15 protein-coding genes are annotated in these 17,952 nt (G+C 59.8%); 10 read left to right on the top strand and 5 right to left on the bottom strand.

Annotated elements, in window-relative coordinates:
* Nucleotides 1-8 precede the first annotated feature (8 nt).
* From OOT33_RS07835 to OOT33_RS07810, 6 genes are all read left to right on the top strand, one after another.
* Nucleotides 9-1,010, top strand: a complete 1,002-nt coding sequence (locus tag OOT33_RS07835) for a helix-turn-helix domain-containing protein (protein WP_307749454.1) — start codon at nucleotides 9-11, stop codon at nucleotides 1,008-1,010.
* 108 nt (nucleotides 1,011-1,118) lie between these two features.
* A complete protein-coding gene (locus OOT33_RS07830) occupies nucleotides 1,119-4,562 on the top strand; it encodes an indolepyruvate ferredoxin oxidoreductase family protein (protein ID WP_307749452.1) in 3,444 nt (1,147 codons plus the stop codon).
* Between the two features lie 219 nt (nucleotides 4,563-4,781).
* Nucleotides 4,782-5,249 (top strand): VOC family protein, encoded by a 468-nt coding sequence (locus OOT33_RS07825; RefSeq protein ID WP_307749451.1) that lies wholly within the window; start codon nucleotides 4,782-4,784, stop codon nucleotides 5,247-5,249.
* Nucleotides 5,249-6,976: an FAD-dependent oxidoreductase gene (locus OOT33_RS07820; RefSeq protein WP_307750334.1), complete on the top strand. Its 1,728-nt coding sequence runs from the start codon at nucleotides 5,249-5,251 to the stop codon at nucleotides 6,974-6,976. The genes OOT33_RS07825 and OOT33_RS07820 overlap by 1 nt, the downstream gene beginning before the upstream one ends.
* Before the next feature lie 23 nt (nucleotides 6,977-6,999).
* Entirely contained in the window at nucleotides 7,000-7,767 is a 768-nt protein-coding gene (locus OOT33_RS07815; protein WP_307749449.1) for an SDR family oxidoreductase, read from the top strand.
* 248 nt (nucleotides 7,768-8,015) lie between these two features.
* Nucleotides 8,016-8,705 (top strand): SDR family NAD(P)-dependent oxidoreductase, encoded by a 690-nt coding sequence (locus tag OOT33_RS07810; protein WP_307749448.1) that lies wholly within the window; start codon nucleotides 8,016-8,018, stop codon nucleotides 8,703-8,705.
* Nucleotides 8,706-8,918: 213 nt separating this feature from the next.
* Here the strand turns inward: OOT33_RS07810 and OOT33_RS07805 are convergent, their stop codons facing one another.
* Nucleotides 8,919-10,343, bottom strand: a complete 1,425-nt coding sequence (locus OOT33_RS07805; protein WP_307749447.1) for an SRPBCC family protein — start codon at nucleotides 10,341-10,343, stop codon at nucleotides 8,919-8,921.
* A 10-nt stretch (nucleotides 10,344-10,353) separates the two neighbouring features.
* A complete protein-coding gene (locus tag OOT33_RS07800; protein ID WP_307749446.1) occupies nucleotides 10,354-11,634 on the bottom strand; it encodes an amidohydrolase family protein in 1,281 nt (426 codons plus the stop codon).
* Nucleotides 11,635-11,817: 183 nt separating this feature from the next.
* Between OOT33_RS07800 and OOT33_RS07795 the strand changes: the two genes are divergently transcribed.
* Nucleotides 11,818-12,612, top strand: a complete 795-nt coding sequence (locus OOT33_RS07795) for an acyl-CoA dehydrogenase family protein (RefSeq protein WP_307749445.1) — start codon at nucleotides 11,818-11,820, stop codon at nucleotides 12,610-12,612.
* Here OOT33_RS07795 and OOT33_RS07790 read toward each other — a convergent pair.
* A protein-coding gene (locus OOT33_RS07790) for an IS5 family transposase (protein ID WP_307748392.1) occupies nucleotides 12,543-13,303 on the bottom strand; the annotation gives its coding sequence in 2 pieces (ribosomal slippage) (nucleotides 12,543-12,967 and nucleotides 12,967-13,303; 762 coding nt in all). The two genes, OOT33_RS07795 and OOT33_RS07790, sit on opposite strands and share 70 nt — an antisense overlap.
* 33 nt (nucleotides 13,304-13,336) lie before the next feature.
* On the opposite strand from OOT33_RS07790, the gene OOT33_RS07785 reads away from it, so the two are divergent.
* Both OOT33_RS07785 and OOT33_RS07780 read left to right on the top strand, forming a co-directional pair.
* Nucleotides 13,337-13,834: an acyl-CoA dehydrogenase family protein gene (locus tag OOT33_RS07785; protein ID WP_307749444.1), complete on the top strand. Its 498-nt coding sequence runs from the start codon at nucleotides 13,337-13,339 to the stop codon at nucleotides 13,832-13,834.
* Complete coding sequence (locus OOT33_RS07780; protein WP_307749443.1) at nucleotides 13,834-14,844, top strand: acyl-CoA dehydrogenase family protein; 1,011 nt, start codon at nucleotides 13,834-13,836, stop codon at nucleotides 14,842-14,844. Before OOT33_RS07785 ends, OOT33_RS07780 begins: the two co-directional genes overlap by 1 nt.
* 6 nt (nucleotides 14,845-14,850) lie before the next feature.
* On the opposite strand, the gene OOT33_RS07775 is transcribed toward OOT33_RS07780, so the two are convergent.
* Together OOT33_RS07775 and OOT33_RS07770 are read right to left on the bottom strand one after the other, a co-directional pair.
* Nucleotides 14,851-15,789 (bottom strand): acyl-CoA dehydrogenase family protein, encoded by a 939-nt coding sequence (locus tag OOT33_RS07775; RefSeq protein WP_307749442.1) that lies wholly within the window; start codon nucleotides 15,787-15,789, stop codon nucleotides 14,851-14,853.
* Entirely contained in the window at nucleotides 15,789-16,934 is a 1,146-nt protein-coding gene (locus tag OOT33_RS07770) for an acyl-CoA dehydrogenase family protein (RefSeq protein ID WP_307749441.1), read from the bottom strand. Before OOT33_RS07770 ends, OOT33_RS07775 begins: the two co-directional genes overlap by 1 nt.
* Nucleotides 16,935-17,156: 222 nt before the next feature.
* Here OOT33_RS07770 and OOT33_RS07765 point away from each other — a divergent pair, with 222 nt between their 5' ends.
* Entirely contained in the window at nucleotides 17,157-17,936 is a 780-nt protein-coding gene (locus tag OOT33_RS07765; RefSeq protein WP_307749440.1) for an enoyl-CoA hydratase-related protein, read from the top strand.
* Nucleotides 17,937-17,952 lie beyond the last annotated feature (16 nt).

The raw sequence follows: 17,952 nt of genomic DNA, 5'->3' as shown, positions 1-17,952 counted from the left end.
AGAGGGTGATGCCAGAAACGCTGTTCGCGCTGGATCGACGCAATTATCAGGATTGCCAAAGGCTGTTCCGCGGCGACCGTGATCAGGAATATTACAGCGGCGATTTTTGGATAGACGATGCTCGTCAAATGACCGTCCGAGCGCAAAAAAGTGAGATCGGTCCCTATGCGATCATCGTCACTCGAGCTGCGACCGTTCAGCATTTCCGGCGACAGCAAAGGCATATTCGCGAAGACGCCACCGATCTTTCGATACTGTGGTTCGTGCGTAAGGGTGTCCTGTGCTTTTCAAACCACCTCGGCCGGCAGGAAGTAGGACCGGGTGAGGCGCTGATCACGCGTTCCACAAACCCGTTTCTTGTTGAAATTAGAACTGAGGACCACGCGGGAGGAGCGACGAGTGAAGTCCTGCACGTCACCGTGCCAACCCACTTGCTGAGGGACCATGTGGTACGGGAAATTTCGTCAAGCCTGTTTATCGACTCATCGTGGACCGAGGTTTCGATTGCGCGAAATATACTCACGGATGTGTTTGAAAATGACCACGATGTCTCATTCAAATCTCGGCTGATTCTGGTAGAGGCCGCAATCGAAGTTATAGGTCATGTCGGCCGCCGTCTTCAGTCAGAAGTGCCTGCACGCCAGACAATCGCCGAGCAAAGGCTAGATCAGGTGCTGCGCTTTATAGAAGTTCATCTGTGCGACCCCAATCTGAGCACCGCTATGGTGAGCGAGGGATGCAATTTGAGCCCACGCTACGTCTCCTCCCTGCTCCGGACGACGGGCTCCACCTGTACGGAGTTCATCTGGAGACGCCGCCTGGAACATGCGCGGAATTGGTTGATGCAAACGGAAGCGCGCGAGGTCGCCGTGCACGAAATCGCATATGGCGTAGGCTTCAAGAGCCCCGCGCATTTCAGCCGGATGTTCAAACGTGTCTTTGGCGTGAATGCCAGCGAATGCCGCGCGGCTTCGCGTGAGGCGGATAAAGCTGCCCGCATGAAGAACTGACGTCAGGCTGAGGGGCGCTGTGCGTTCGAAGGGCCGATGCTGTCGCAGACAACGGCAAACGCGCGCCAGGCCATCGCGTAAGTTGGAAGCCCCTCTATCTGTGTCGAGATGACAAAATCGGTTCAGACCCTCGACGATAAATACACGCAAACGGATGGGGAGGTGCTGATTGGCGCGCTCCAGGCCGTTGTGCGGCTGTTGATCGATCAGGCTAAGCGTGATGCGGCGGCGGGCTTGCGCACGGCCGGATATGTCACCGGCTATCGCGGGTCGCCGGTGACGACGCTTGACGCACAGCTTTGGTCTGCGGCTCACCTGCTGGACGAACATGATATACGCTTCGAGCCGGGGCTGAACGAGGAACTGGCCGCCACCAGCCTCCGTGGTACCCAGCAGGTTAATTGGTTCGGCAAGGCGCGGGTCGAAGGCGTGTTCGCGCTATGGTATGCAAAAGGCATCGGCGTCGACCGCGCGCATGAAGCGCTCAAGCTCGGCAATCTGGAAGGGACGGCTGCGAAAGGCGGTGTCCTGCTCCTTGCCGGTGATGATCATGGTGCCAAGAGTTCTGCCAGCGCACATCAGTCAGACCAGAATCTTGCGGCCGCGCTGATCCCCACATTGTACCCCGCCACCAGCGAAGAATTGCTCAGCTATGGGCAGTTCGGCTGGGCGATGTCGCGCTACAGCGGGCTGTATTCCGGTTTCAAGACCATCACCGACACGCTGGACCTGACGCAGACCGTCGCCCTGCCTGCAGCCAATTTTGCCATAGCACTGCCCGATCGAGACGGACCTCCTTTGTCACTGGTTCAGGGGCGAGGACCGCTTGAACAGGAGGCGCTCACCGTTGATCACCGCCTCCCGGCTGCGCAAGCGTTCGTAAGAAGCAACGCGCTCGACCGCATCACCCACGGAGGGCGTGACAACAATCTGACCATCGTGACGGCTGGAAAAAGCTGGCTCGATACCGCCCAGGCGCTCAGCGATCTGGGGCTGACGCAGGAGCGCTGCGAGAAGCTCGGCATCAGGGTCGTGAAGCTGGCGTTGACCTGGCCGGTCGAACCGCAGTTCCTCCGTGCGAGTTGCGCCGGCGCGCGTGAAGTGCTGGTTGTCGAGGAAAAGCGCGGCTTCGTTGAGGATCAGGTGGCTCGGCTGCTATATGGCCTGGCTAATGCGCCTTTGCTCTCCGGCAAATGCGACCCGGCCGGTGCGGCGCTGATCAGGGCGGACAATGTTCTCGACGCTGCCGCAGTAAGGCGGGCTCTCGTGAGGCGGCTGGCTGACTTGGACCGCGTGGACGAAGAACTGCGCTGCCGAGCGGACAGCCTTGCCGCTTCGGATGCCCGAGCGGAAGGATTGGTGGCCGAGGCGGTCCGGCCGGCCTATTTCTGTTCGGGTTGCCCGCACAACCTTTCCACGGTCGTTCCGGACGGGAGCGCCGCGATGGGGGCAACCGGCTGTCACGGCCTGGCGCATTTCATGCCGAGCCGGAACACGATGGCAACGGTCGGAATGGGCAGCGAGGGGATGCCATGGGTCGCGGCTCAGACCTATGTGGATACCCCGCATTATTTCCAGAACCTCGGCGACGGGACATATACCCATTCCGGGCTTTTGACGATCCGGGCGGCCGTCGCGGCAAAAAGCCGGGTGACATACAAGATCCTCTATAATGACGCGGTTGCCATGACCGGCGGTCAACCGATGGAGGGCGGGCTTTCCCCTGTCCAGATCGTGCACGAGCTGGTCGCCGAAGGTGTCGATCCGGTGGTATTGATCAGCGAGGACCCGTCGCGCTTTTCGGTGGCCGATCTGCCCGCCGGAGTGCGTCTGCTGCATCGAGATTACCTCGATCAGGTCCAGCGTGAGTTGCGCCAGGTCGCGGGAACTTCAGCCATCGTCTATGACAGCACCTGCGCCAACGAAAAGCGCCGCAGGCGCAAGCGCGGTCGCTATCCTGACCCCGCCGAACGTCTGTTTATCAATCAGGCCGTATGCGAAGGGTGCGGAGACTGTTCGCAGCAGTCCAATTGTCTCAGTGTAGAGCCCGTCGAAACCGAGTTCGGTCGCAAGCGCCGCATCAACCAGTCAACCTGCAACAAGGACTTTAGCTGCATCAAGGGTTTCTGCCCGAGTTTCGTGACCGTCATCGGAGGAAGGCCGGCGAGGCGAGAGGCCGATGTCTCCATGTTGGACGCGCGCATATCCGGTTTGCCCGCGCCCGAACCATCCCCGGTGAATGGCGGATATGACGTGCTCGTCACAGGGATCGGGGGGACGGGGGTGCTCACAGTCGGTGCAGTGCTGGCAATGGCGGCGCATATCGAGGGGAAGGCTGCAAAGCTGCTCGACATGACCGGGATGGCGCAAAAGGGGGGCGCAGTCGTCAGTCATCTGCGTATTGCCGAACATATAGATCAAATACCCAGCGCACGGGTGGGCACGGGTGAGGCCGACCTGATCATCGCCTGCGATCTCGTCGTCGCCACCGCGCCCGATGTGATGCGCGGCGCCGGTGAGAGCACCCGGCTGATCTGTAACGAGGATGTCGTGCCGACTGGCGAATTCCAGACCAACCAGGCTCTGGATTTATCTGCCTCCCGCTTCCTCTCGGCGCTGGCAAAGCGCGTGTCGCCCGACCGAACCGACAGCCTGCGCGCGGGCGAGCTTGCGACGCGGCTTATGGGCGATGCGATCTTCACCAATTTCCTCATGGTGGGCTATGCCTTGCAGAAAGGTTTGCTGCCGCTCGGTGTGAACGCGATCGAAGAGGCGCTGATTATGAACGGCGTTTCCGTGAAACAGAACATCCGCGCCCTTCAGCTAGGCCGCCTTGCCGCAGTTGACCCGGGCGTACTGCTGCGCCTTGCCGGGATAGGCGAGGAGTCCGCGCATCGACCGGCGACCCTGGGTGAAATGCTGGAGAGCCGCCGTGCCTTCTTGCGGAAGTACCAGAATGACGCCTGGGCAAATCGCTATGCTGCGACGATTGCCGCCATCGAAGGGATCGCCGCAAGCCGCGGCATCAAAGGTTACGAGAATTTTCTCGTCACCTGTGCCGACCAGCTTGCAAGGCTGATGGCGTACAAGGACGAATATGAAGTTGCTCGGCTGTATACATCTCCTGAATTCAAAGCGTCCGTCGAGGATGCGTTTGAGGGCGACTACGTCCTCCAGTTCAACCTGGCGCCCCCGCTCCTCCCGTTAGGGAAGGACCCCAAGACCGGCCGTCCCAGAAAAATCCGTCTGGGTCGATGGATTGTCCCCGTTTTTCGAGCACTGCGTCACGGCAAGATGCTGCGCGGTACCCCGTTCGATCTGTTCGGTTACACCGCCGAAAGACGGATGGAGCGCGCGCTGATTGGAGACTATGAGGGCCTCATTGCAAGCCTGGCCGGCGAGCTCACACAGGCAAATCTTCCGCTGGCACAGGAGATCGCCGGATCGGTCTGGCGTGTGCGAGGCTACGGGCCCGTCAAGCATCAAGGTGTGGCTGAATGGCGAGCGTATCTCGAGGATGCGCTGCCACGCTTCCGCGCGGAGCGCTCCTGACGTCAGTCTCCAATCGTCCAGCGTCGCCCCATTAACGGCCGCTCCGTGCCTCTGAGTCGTTTGACGCGCACACAGGCTCGAGGCGAGGCCTTCGCACTGGCAGCGCGACAATCGGCTCCAAGCCGGTCAACGGGTCGTACCGACCGGGTCATTTCACTGATCTGTGTCAGACCCGATAAGCTGTCGTTCTGAGATACAGGCGTGGTGAGGAGAGGCCTGATGAAAGACCTGGACTATTATCAGTATTCCTACGTCACAACGGACTGGCGACGGGCCATGGACGAACTGGCGGAGCAGCATGACATTGGCGGGTGGTTTGAAATGCCCGACGCGGTATTCGACACCGGCCCCGGCAAAACAGCGGTATGCCATTTTGCCCTGGCCAACAAAAATGGCCTTCAAATAGAGGTTATTCAGCCCATTTCGGGCGATTGCAGCGTCTACCGGATCGGTCTGCCCGAAAGCGGCTATGCCAAGCGCTTTCACCACCTCGGTCGTCATTTCTCCAACCGAGCCGACTTCGACCGTCATTATGCGGCGGCCAAGGCGCGCTACACGCTTCCGGTTGCGGCGGAAACCATGGGCGGCGAATATGCCTATTTCGATGCGCGTCAGGACACGGGGCACTTCCTGGAACTCTATATTTTTCCGGCGGATTCCCATCTGTCACAAGTGCCTAATTGGTGATGCAGGTGGGACAGGGCGATATTTATGACGTCGTTGTCGTCGGGTCCGGGTCCGGAGGCGCCATGGCGGCTCTGCGCGCTGCGGACCGCGGCCTTTCTGTTCTCATCATTGAGAAGGAGCACAAGTTCGGCGGTACAAGCGCAACGTCGGGTGGCGTGCTATGGGTCCCCAACCATGGGCTGCCGGGGAACGAGGACGACAGCCGGGAGGGCGCCCTGTCTTACCTCAAGGCCATTATCGGGGTTCCGGTAAACCAGGAAAGGCTTGAGGCGTTCGTAGACATTGCGCCCGAGATGCTGGCATTCATGCGATCCCTGGATATTCCTGTGAACGTCGGGGTTTGGCCAGATTACTTCCCTGACAGGCCCAATGCCCGTTCCGACCGATCGCTGACCATCTCCACGTTCGATGGACGCAAGCTGGGGGATGCGCGCTATCCTTTGATGCGCGAGCAGTATAACCGTTTCAAGCTGTTCGGCAGATATTCGATGGACTTGCCGGAGACCTTCACCCTGATGATGCAGGCGAAAGGCTGGAGGCGCACCGTCATCAATATCCTGCGGCGCTATCATCTGGATCGCGAGACCCGCAGGGCAAGCCACCGTGACCGCCGCTTTACGCAAGGCGCGGCGCTGATGGGCTGGCTCTTTCAAAAGGCTTTCGAGCGTGGCGTGGAGCTGCGCACCGAAACCCAGTTGCAGGAGTTGATCGTCGACAAGGCTGGAAATGTCACCGGCGTCGAGGTGAGCAATTTTGGCCGCAGATACACCATTTCCGCTCGTTACGGCGTAGTCCTGGCTGCGGGCGGATATGAATGGAACCAGCAGTTGCGTGACCGCTTCTATCCGGTACCCGGATTGACGCGGCATTCCTCTACTCCGGAGGATGCCAACCGGGGCGAAGGCTTGATCGCAGCCGAAAAAATCGGCGCCGCAACCGAGCATACCGAACAGGGGTGGTGGATCCCCACGATGCGGCTGCCGATGCGGCACGCCAGCAATTTCAATGAAATCCATCAAGCTGCCTTTGACGTAGGCAGGCCCCACTCGGTTTGCGTCAACCGTAATGGAAACCGCTTCGTCAACGAAGCCATGGGTTATGATAGTTTCGGCCAGGCGATGGTGGAGGACCAGCTGAAAACGGGAGCGAATTGCCCGTGCTGGCTGGTCTTCGACGCCAATTTTCGAGAGAAGTTCAGCGCTGGGGGGCTGTTGCCGAATATTCTTATGCCTGACAGAAAGGTTCCTGGAGACTGGTGGGATCACTACGTGTTCCGCGCTGGTACCGTTGCCGAACTGGCAGACAAGATCCATGTGCCGCGCGATATGCTGGAAAAAGTAGTCGCCAACATGAACGAATATGCTCGTGTCGGTACCGATCCGGAATTTCATCGCGGCGACACCGCATATGACCAGATGTTCGGCGATCCGTCGTGCAAGCCCAACCCGTGCCTCGGCCCGATCTCCAGGCCGCCATTCTATGCGGTGCCGATCAATAATGGCGACCTCGGGAGCAAGGGCGGTCTGAAATGCGACGCTGCCGGCCGGGTACTCGATCAAACGGGTTCGCCCATCGGTCATCTCTATGCCGTGGGCAATCAGGCCGGTACCCCGTTTGGGGATACCTATCCTGGTGCAGGCGCAACAATTGGCCCGGCTCTCACTTTCGGATTTGCTGCTGCAAATGACATTGCCAGGCGCGCAGCCAATCAGACGGGCGCCCGATAATAAGACAGTGCGGAGGCGATAGGATGAATTCGAAAGTAGCGATCGTGACCGGAGCGGCGGGCGGAATTGGCACTGCAATCTGTCGCCATCTCGGAAAGGCCGGAGTTCGCGTCTTGGGAACCGGCCGTAATGCGGGAAAGCTTACCGCATTGAAGGAGGTTCTGGCGGGCGAGAATATCGCGTTCGATTTTGTCGCGACGGACATTGCAAGCGAAAACGGACCCGAAGCGGTGGTGGCGGGCGCCCTGAAAATCTTTGGGCGTATCGATCATGTGATCAACAATGCCGGATCGTTCAACTTTGGCCCGGTTCACAAAACTACCGACGATATGCTCGACGAGGTGCTGGGGGTGTCGCTGCGCGCACCGTTTCGACTATGCCGCGACGCGCTCGAGCATATGGGCGATGGAGGCACCTTTACGTTCATCGGTTCCACGTGGGGCCTGTACGGAACGGCGGGAGGCGGCGCCTACAGCACCGTGAAGGCGGGACAGATCGGACTCATGCGGACCCTGGCAGCGGAATATGGCGCAAGGGGGATTCGCGCCAACTATGTCGCTCCGTCTGTCGTACGAACCGAAATGACGGACGCTTTCTGGGAATCGGATTTCTTCCAGCGGACCAACCACGAACTTACACCGATCCAGCGAGACTGTACTGCTGATGATATCGGCGCGATGGTCGCATTTCTGTGCTCGGACGCGGCGGGGTTTGTCAGCGGTCAATCGATCGCCGTCGATGGCGGCATTTCGACCACGCGTTACCTTTCGCCTGTAGCCATCGCGCGCTGATCCCAGCCTTCAGGTTTCGCCGAGGGGTTCAACCGGACGAAACCCAACGTGCCCTGGCACATGAAGCGTTCAAACGGCCAGTGTCATTCTGACAGCGCACACGCCGACAAAATGGCGCGGTGCTTGCGGGTGAACCGGCAGCGCAGACATAACTCGGTGGACGGCGTCCGTCACAATTGATAGTTCACCATCAACAAATCAGCATCCAACCTCCTTGCAGGTGGTATATAAAACGAAGGGGCAACGGCGTGAGTGGGCAAACTGTCATTATCACTGGTGGATACGGAGCATTGGGCCGGGTAGTGTCGGAGGCCTTCGCTGCGGCGGGTGATCGGGTTGTCCGGGTTGATTTCGCCTCGGCCCCACCAGACACAATAGTCGGCGGCATTGACCTGTCAGGTGTCGATCTGCTCGATCAGCAGGCGGTCGACAACGCGATCTCGCAGGTCGTCGATCGCTTTGGAGGCATAGACGTTCTGGTCAACATCGCAGGTGGCTTCATCTGGGAGACCCTGGAACAAGGCAGCGTTGCTGCGTGGGAGCGCATGTTCTCAATGAACGTGAAATCGCTCGCGACCATCACAAAATCTGCTCTGCCATATCTCAAGCAGAGTTCGGCGGGGCGTATTGTCAACATCGGTGCTGGGGCTGCGCTCCAAGCGGCGGCCGGTATGGGTGCCTATGCCGCCTCCAAATCCGGCGTCCATCGTCTTACGGAGGCGCTGGCGGCAGAACTGGCCGACAGCAATGTAACCGTGAACGCGGTGCTCCCCAGCATCATCGACACGCCAGCGAACCGCGCGGATATGCCTGGTGCCGATACCAGCCAGTGGGTCAAGCCTCAGGCGATCGCCGATGTCATATTGTTCTTGGCGTCGCCCGCCGCCCGCTCGATCAGCGGAGCGCTCATCCCCGTCACCCGGGGTCAAGCCCACTGATAGACTGTGATCTGGAGCAATGCTGCGTCAATAACTATGGCGGCTCCGCTAATCGGCGGCAGCACGGGGCTGCACACCAGCAGACGAGCCGTTGCTGCCAGATGTCGATAGCCCAGAGCGCTCGGCCCTCGGCGCTCGTGTCGTACCGGAGCGAAAACACGGCCTGATCCCGTCAGGCAGCGCGCAATCATGCACGCGCACCATAGTGCGTGGTCAGGGTTGCAGGTTTTCAATTCGCGGCACAAACGGTTCCATGGCAATATATTTGTCGACCGTCCGTTCAAAGTGCCTGACACGGATTTCCTGATAGTCAGCTAGCGTGAGGCCCATCTTGGCGCTCGCTTCCAACCCTTCTTGCTGGGCGTAAAGGTTGTCGGTATCCTGATCCAGAATCTTGCCGAAGCCGGGATCCATCCCCTCGGCCTCTGCAAAGCTCTGGTGATCGGCCAGTTTCTGTACTTCGGCGGTTTCAAACTCTCCATTTCTGGGTTTGGGCCGCATGAACATCACCTCGTAGATCGTACGGCGGTGGTCCCGCGCATCCGGCCGAAAGCGATAGATCATGGGAAGCGAAATTCCCGGAAAGAGAAACAGATTGGGGAAGACCGTATAGCTGTAGGTATCGAGCAACTCGCTGTCGGAAACGGCCGACAGATCGCTGTTGGTTGCTGTTTCGAACATATTACGAAACATGTCGGCCATCACCTGCCGCGCCCGCTCTCCCGCTTTCAATTCAGGCTTTTTGCCTCCCAGAGACGAACTATCGCCGAGCGTAAAGTTCTCTATGATATCGGCCTCGGTATATTTGCCCTTCAATTTCGGACTGACAACGCCCAAGGTTGAGATAAACCGGTTCACGTGCTCGTCATAAATGTCGTACTGGCTGTTCACGTCGCCGTTTGCAGGCGCAACCTGAGGGTGGGTATCGCCGACATGATAGGCTTCCATGAAAGCCTCCATCGTCAGCTTCCAGTTGGCCGGATAGCTCTTCTGAACGTGAAGGTAGATGTAGCGGTTTTCGAGTTTCCACGCGTCTAAATGCGCCAGCGCCTTTTTGCCGAGATAGGTTTTCAGATCAGGTGCGGCTGGGTCCATGTTGACCCAGACGAAGCCTGCCAGAGTTTCCACGCGCGCCTGCGGGAGGCACATCTTGCGTCCTGCAAGATGCTGAAAGTCCCACCGTTCGGGAATGTCCTTCAGCGAACCGTCAAGATTCCAGGTCCAGCCATGAAACGGGCATTTGAGATCGATGGCGGAGCCCTCGGTTGCCGAGGGCTTCAGCTTCGTCCCGCGATGAAGGCAGGCATTGTAATGCGCGCATATCGAACCGTCGTCGGTGCGCACAACGATGAAGCTATAGGGACCGATGTCATAGACATAATAATTGCCGGTATCGGGTATCTGGTCCTCCCGGCAGACCATTTGCCAGGTGCGCGTCCACAGCCGCTTGAATTCCGCGTCGGCAAAGGCGGCTTCGGTATAACGAGCCTTGTCGATATCTTCGCTTCCGAGATATTCGTAGGAGACCTCGCGGGCCCATGCGGGCGCCCCATTGCGATCGCGAGCGATGATTTCCTGTGTTGATTCATCGGGATGGCGGGCCTCGCCCGGCCGGATTCCGCTCCGTTCGACGTTCATGACCCCCTCCTCAAGCACTGACGGTTTCTGAAACAGCCGGTGCCAGCCCCCCGGCCGCTTGCGGCAACATATTCTTGCAGATCGCTCCATCCTTCATCACCAGCCGGATGTTGTCGGGTCCGACAAGCACGCTCGGATCCTGAAGGGGATCGCCGTCGACGATGATCAAGTCCGCAAGTTTGCCCGGCTCAAGAGTGCCGAGCGATCCGTCGTCCATCATGGCAAGGCCGCCGTTGCGGGTGGCGCACCGCAAGGCCTCTGCCGGCGTATAGCCATAATAATCGACGAAGAATGTAAGATCGCGTGCCTGTGTGCCCTGCGGGCTCCAGCTGAAGCCATAGTCTCCGCCGATCAGGTGACGTATTCCACGCTTACGCAATTTCGTGTGGGTCTTGCAGGAGTTCTCCAGCAGCTCGGGGATATTCATATAGCCAGCTATCTCAACGGACAGACCATAATCCGTCGCGTCGCCAGCCATGATCTGGTGAAACAGTCCCACGGTTGGTGCCACGAAGATGCGGTCTTTCGCCTCTTCCAGCATATCGAGCAGTTCCTCGTCGGAATACTCGACATGGAATATCGCATCGATGCCCGCGCGCACGCACATCTTGGAGCCCTCGATCGAACGTGTATGCGCGTTGATTTTCTTGAAATAGCGGTGTGCCGTATCCACCGCCATCTTGATCTCTTCGAACGTCATGGGGGTACAATGCCCCGGCGTGTTGGGATAAAAGGGGTCCCCGGAGACATCCAGCTTGATATTGTCGACGCCCTCGCGGCAGTGGATGCGCACGGCCTTGCGCATCTCTTCGGGTCCATCGACCAGCGTACCCAGGCCGACACGCGGATTATGCTCGCGCGTTTCGTCTCCCATGCCGGCGGTCACGCTGATTTCAAGGCCACCGGCGCGAATGCGCGGACCGGGCAGGCGCCCGGCATTGACCTCGTCACGGACTGCGGCCCCGAGCCGCAGCTTCGCTTCCGATGCGCCGTAGACGCTGGTGAAGCCCGCCTCGATCAATGCTTTCGCCCCGCGCGCTGCGGTGAACGTCTGTGCCTCCGGTGTGGGGGCGATCAGATCCTCGGTGGCGGATACGTTCTCGAACGACAGGTGCCCGTGCCCTTCCACCATGCCCGGCATGACGAAGCGGCCGCCCGCGTCGATCACGGTATCGGCAGGGCCTTCATCGGCCGCAGCGATCCGGTTTCCCGCGATCCGCAACTCACCGCGTCGCGCGGGGGCGCCGGTGCCGTCAAATATCATCGCGTTCCTGACAAGCGTAACGCCCATCGGATAATCCTTTCGTCATACCGCCCGAAAAAGGGACAGCCGCCGCCCACATATCGGGTACGAACTGAGAGTAACCGCTCAGGGGGGAGGGCCAATGACTGAACCAGCAACCGTGGCTGTCTCGGTCGGAGTGTTCACAGGAAAGACTTGCCTTGCGGCGCTTTGGTTGGCTCTAAGAATGGCATGGGCGAGGATCTGGTTGAACTGCGAAGCGAAGTGCGCGGCTGGCTTGCGGACAACGCTCCGTCCGATTGGCGCGAAGCGAAATCGCACGAGCGTTTTGTAGAAGCGCAGCGGGCCTGGTTCAAAAAGCTGGTCTCGGCAGGATATGCCGTGCCGCACTGGCCCGAGCCATGGCCGGGCGGTGGCCGCGGACTTGCCGAACAAAAAATCATTTATGAGGAGCTTGCGCGCGCCGACGCGCCACGGCTGCTGCTTTCGTTCGTGTCGACCTACCACGCCTATGCGACGCTCTCGGAATGCGCTTCGCCCGAACAGCGTGACCGGTATCTGCCGGCAATATTGGAGGGGGAAACCTGGTGTCAGGGTTTTTCGGAACCGGGTGCCGGGTCTGACCTGGCGGCCCTTGGTACCAAGGCTGAGCTGGTCGATGGCCATTATGTGGTCACAGGCCAGAAGATTTGGTCAACAATGGCACAATATGCTGACATGTGCCTGTTGCTCGTGCGCACCTCCAGCGACGGTCCCAAGCAGTCGGGACTGACCTACCTGTTGATGGACATGAAAACCGATGGCATCACGGTGCGGCCTATCCCGCAGATTCAGGGCGATGAGGAATTTGCGGAGATATTTCTCGACGAAGTACGCATCCCCGTCTCGCAAAGAGTCGGTGGGGAGGGTGATGGCTGGAGCGTTGCGCAGAAGACCCTAGGGTCAGGACTCATTGATCAGAGCCAGAAGATGACGGTAGCAGCGAGGGCGATGGCCGAGAGAAAGACGGTTGGGCATCTGTCATAGCGTGTTGCGATACGCCGCCAGTCCTTGAGGCGACCGAACATGATCTCGATGCGGTTGCGGCGTTTGTATCTGCGCTTGTCGTACTTGACGGCTTTGTTCCGGGATTTACGGCCCGGAATGCAGGGTTTGATGCCCTTTTCCCGCAAGGCATCACGGAACCAGTCCGCATCATAACCCCGATCAGCCAGCAGCCACTGTGCCTTGGGGAGGGTGTCGAGCAGGGCGGCGGCCCCTGTATAATCGCTGACCTGACCTGCGGTTATGAAGAGGCTGATTGGGCGACCGTTTGCATCGGTGACGGCATGCAGCTTGGTATTCATGCCACCCTTCGTGCGCCCGATCAGGCGTCCAGCTTCCCCCTTTTTACCGCCAGGCTGGACGCCGTGCGGTGGGCTTTGAGATAAGTTGCATCGATCATGACCGTCTTGCGTTCGGGAGCCTGCGGTGCGGCTAGGCCTTCCATCATCCGGACGAAGACACCCTTGTCTCCCCAGCGCTTCCAGCGGTTATAAAGCGTCTTCGCCGGGCCATATTCCCTTGGCGCATCGCACCACCGTAATCCATTGCGATTGACGAAGATTATCCCGCTTAACACCCGTCGATCATCAACCCGCTGGCGACCATGGCTTTTCGGAAAATAGGGCTGAAGCCGAGCCATCTGCTCGTCCGTCAGCCAAAACAAATCACGCATCTCTCAGGCTCCTTACTGCGCGCCTGAATCACATTGCAGCCCGATAATCAATGGGTCCTGACCCTAGCTTCCGAGCGCGGTTTGACGCTGCTTGAATTGTCGTACCGGATGCGCGGAGCGCTCGACCGTATTGCCGCGACCGTTCGGCAGGCAGGCCGGGATGCCGATGTCGGCGTGCTGCGCGATTGTGGCCGGCTGGCTACGCGCGTCGAAGCCGTTTGCGCCCTCGCGGATGACTATCTGGAGAAACGGATAAACGACACTGAGCAGCCGGGAGATGCCTCGCTGGTCAAACTTGCATATTCGCGCTGTTTGCGCGCCTATGCCGATTTGGGTGTGCGCTTGGGCGGCATGGATGCGCAGTATCGTCGGCCAATCACCTTTGGCGACCTGAACAGCGGCAACTGGCTGGCAGATTTTCAGAACAGCTACGCCTGGACGATCGCGGGCGGCAGCGACGAAGTGCAGCGCAATATCATCGCGGAAAGAATGCTGGGGATGCAGAGGGAACCCAAGGGCTGGACGCTGTGATGATCGATTTCTCCGAACTGGTGGACGTGGCGAGGAAGATGTTTCCGGCCGATCAGCTCGCCCCGGAGCGCGACCGGGCATGGGGGTTGGCGACGGAAATGGGATGGGGAATGATCCGCGTTCCTGAAGCCTATGGTGGCCTTCAACTCGGTCGTGCCGCCTCGACCGCCATACATTATGAACTGGGGCGCGTGCTCTCGCGCATGCCGATGATCCCCGCCCAGCTTGGCGTGCTGGCGGTCGCCGCCAGTAGTATGCCGGATCGCGGCGCCCTCCTCGAACGAATGATGGGGGGCGAATATATATCGGTACCGCTGCTTGATCCCCGGATACATGCAAGCGACGGCACGATTTCCGGCTCGCTTCATGGCGTGCCGGACGCGGACATGGCCACCCACGTCCTCGTCGATGCGGCTAATCGGATTGGTCTCGTATCGCTGGCGGCCGATGGCGTCGCACTCGTGGAGCGCGAAACGTGGGATGCCACCAGACGGATGTTTGATATCCTCCTTCACGATGTACGGCTGGATTCCGGGATGATCATGGCGGAAGGAGCCCACGCCTCGGCCATTCGAGCTGAGTTGGGGGTAGAGATGCATCTGGCGCTTGCGGCAGACAGTCTGGGTGGGGCCACAGCAGCGCTCGAAATGAGCACGGAGTATCTCAAGACCCGTCAGCAGTTCGGCAGGCCGTTGGCTATGTTCCAGGCGCTCAAGCACAGATGCGCCGACCTGAAAAAGGAAATCGCGCTGGGCGATGCACTGCTCCGGGCGACAGCGGCGGACAAGCAAGCGGGTATGGTTGCGGCTGGGGCACTTAAGTCGTTCGCCGCGCGCATTTATCGCGACGTCGCGGAGGAGGCGATCCAGCTCCACGGCGGTATCGGTCTTACTATCGAAATGCCGGTGCACCTGTTTCTGAAGCGGGCGATGCTCAACTGCGAGTTGGGTGGCTGCGAAGACATTTGGGCAGAACGGGCGGGCAGGGAAATGCTCGCCCGGACTGCCTGAAATCCATCAGCGGCGAGCTGTTGGCATTTCACGCGGCCAGAGGGCATCGGCCGCAGCAGCAGCATTGCCCGCGCGGCCTCCCAGTTCACTTATCAGCGCTTTCAGCCGGTAGGTCCAAAGATGCAGCGGGTGCTCAAGGGTCATGCCCATGCCTCCAAGGAACTGGTGAAAATCATAGACAGCGTTTCGTGCTGATTCCTGCGCATGCCAAAGGGCCATTGCTGCGTCTTCGGGCGTCTCCGTTGCTGCGGCTTTCATAGCGAGCCAGTAGGTGCTGTTCGTGTTCACATGCGCCTGGGCCAGCCTGTGGCGGACAGCCTGAAAGGTGGCGATCTTGCGCCCGAACTGCTCTCGTTCGCTTACATGGCTGATCGTACTATCGAGTGCGGCGCGCAGCAGGCCGGCTATTTCAGCCGCCAGCGCAACCCTCCATCGGCGTTGCGCTTCTTCAGGCCTGATTTCCAGCGTTGCGCGATCATCAGGCATGTGCAGCAAGGTCGCCACGGGGTAGGCGTAAAGCGATTCCGGTTCTGCGCGAATCTGGTCAGGCTGCGCAACGAAATACGACGTGCGATCAGCCTCGAGGACCACAATTCTCGTGCCGGGCGCCAGATAGCGGATCGGAAACGGCGCGCGCGCGCCACTCATCACCGCGACCGCGCTAGAGGATTGAGCGGGCAGCGCGCCCCCAAAGAACATGCTCGCTCCGGTCTCGCTGGCCACGGGCAGGCGCGATATCCTCTCGACGATGATAGCCGCAGTGACGGCGCCTAGCTCGGGATCGCTCATCACATCCAGAAAGCCGCCGTCTCGCAATTCCCTGTCGAGCGTCTCGCTCTGCGTGCTGAGCGGGGCATCGTGCAGATCCGGCGCGGAATAGCCCTTTGTGAGGGAATCCAGTGCGGTCAATATCGAGCTTTGAAGGTCGCTGAGTGTCAGGTCCATCAGCGGGCCTCCCGCGGCAGATGCAGTACGTCGCTGGCGATGACGTTAAGCTGGATTTCGGCAGCCCCGCTTGCAATGCCGGCGACGATAGCCCGTTGGTGGTGCATTTTCAGAAACGGGTGCTCGTCGACCAGTGCGTTCGGAACATATTCGACGACGAACTCAGCCGCGCTCCGTTCGCAATTCACGGTTGCAAACCGCGCTGTCGAGCTTTCGGCGGTGAGTTCTTCCCCCCTGGCGCGCAGGCTGACCAACGCGTAGTTCGCGGTGCGCGCCGCCTCGCAAAGCGCGACAGCCTTGGCAGCCTCGGCGCGCACCAGAGGTGCGTCGAACTCGCCGCGATCCTGCAAGATCTTCACCGCGCGATCGAGGGCGGCCCTCGCCAGCGCGTAACGCGGTATGCCAAGTCGTTCATTCCGCAGCGAATAGGAAATGATTTCCCATGCCTGGCCTTCTTCGCCCAGGCGCGCGGTCACTGGTACACGCACATTGTCGAAAAACACCTCGTGGATGTCGCCTTCGCCGATGAGCGAAGGGATCTGCCGCACAACTATGCCGGGCGTGTCCATCGGAACGAGGAGGATGGTAATGCCGCGCTTGCGGTCGTCCGATGTGCGGCACAGCAGAAAGCAGGTTTGCGCTAGCGTCGCGTAGCTGGTCCAGATCTTCTGGCCGTTGATCACATATTCGTCACCAGCCTGTTCCGCACGGGTGCGCAGGCTCGCGAGGTCCGATCCTGCCCCCGGTTCCGAAAAGCCCTGGCACCACAAAGCGCGGCCTTCCGCGATCCGGGGAAGATAACGACGCCGCTGCTCTTCAGAGCCATAGCGGATCAGCGTAGGGCCAATCCAGTTGACGTTCATATACTGCCCGCCGCGCGGTTCCCCCGCACGCCACATCTCCTCGGCGAGGATCGTTTGGTACCAAGGGTCGAGCCCGGCTCCACCATGGTCTTGCGGCCAGTGGGGAATGAGAAGACCTTCGGCGGCAAGCTTTGCGCAAACTGTCTCGGCATATTCGGTCAGCGCAGGCGATGCCGGTCCATGCTGACTGAAACGTTCCCAGTCGTCCGGTAACAGCTCGGCCAAGAAGGACTTGATACGCTCGCGGAACTCCCGCTGATCTTCGGTCCAAACGAACTCCACCTAAAATCCCCTCGCAATGCACGAAACCCGTCAACCCGATTCGAGCGGCCAATAACAATTGTCCGACAATAAAGGGATATATATGATCTGACAATCGTGCCGGATTTTGCATTGCGTTCGTTGACATATGGGCGGTAGCCAGCGATGTTTGGTGAGGAATCGTCGCATGTTCCCTGTGCGCCGCGCCCTGCCGGAATGGGTACATAATTTACGGAGCGCCTGATGGATCACGCAGTGCCAGAGTTTGAAACCATCGCGCTGAAGCGTCGTGACAGAGTCCTGACGATCACCCTGAACCGGCCGGACGTGATGAACGCGTTCGACAAAATGATGCATGACGAACTGCCGGAGGCGCTCGTCTTCGCGCGCGACGACAGGGCGAGCGACGTGTTGGTGCTCACCGGATCAGGAAAAGCATTTTCGGCCGGCGGCGATCTGGCGCACATTGCCGACAATGCAGCGCATCCCGAGAAATTCGATCATGAAATCGCAATGGCGCGGCGCATCGTGATGACACTGCTTGAAACGGAAAAGCCAGTCATATGTCAATTGAACGGGCATGCGGTCGGCCTGGGCGCCACGATCGCCCTGTTGTGCGACATCGTCTATGCTGCCGAACGGGCCAAGATTGGGGATCCCCACGTCGCGATCGGTTTGGCGGCGGGCGATGGTGGAGCGCTGGTGTGGCCTGCGCGCGTCGGACTTACAAGGGCTAAGGAGTTCCTTCTGACCGGGGAGTTGCTGACAGCGGGCGAAGCGGCATCGATCGGGTTGATCAATCGCACATTCGCCGCCGAGGACCTTGATGCTGCGGTAGAGGCGCTGTCTGCGAAACTGCTCTCGATGCCGCAGATAGCGTTGCGAAAGACCAAAGCGCTGCTCAATCTGGAAACACTGCGGGCGGCCGATGGGATCCTTGATGTTGGTCTGGAATGGGAAAAAGAGACGGTACGAAGTGCGGAGCATCGATCCGCTATTGAGGCGCTGCTGGCAAAAGCGTGAACGCCGGTATGATGGA

Source organism: Sphingobium sp. DEHP117 (assembly GCF_030867385.1).
Lineage (GTDB): Bacteria > Pseudomonadota > Alphaproteobacteria > Sphingomonadales > Sphingomonadaceae > Sphingobium.
This window is presented reverse-complemented; position numbering and strand designations above follow the sequence as displayed.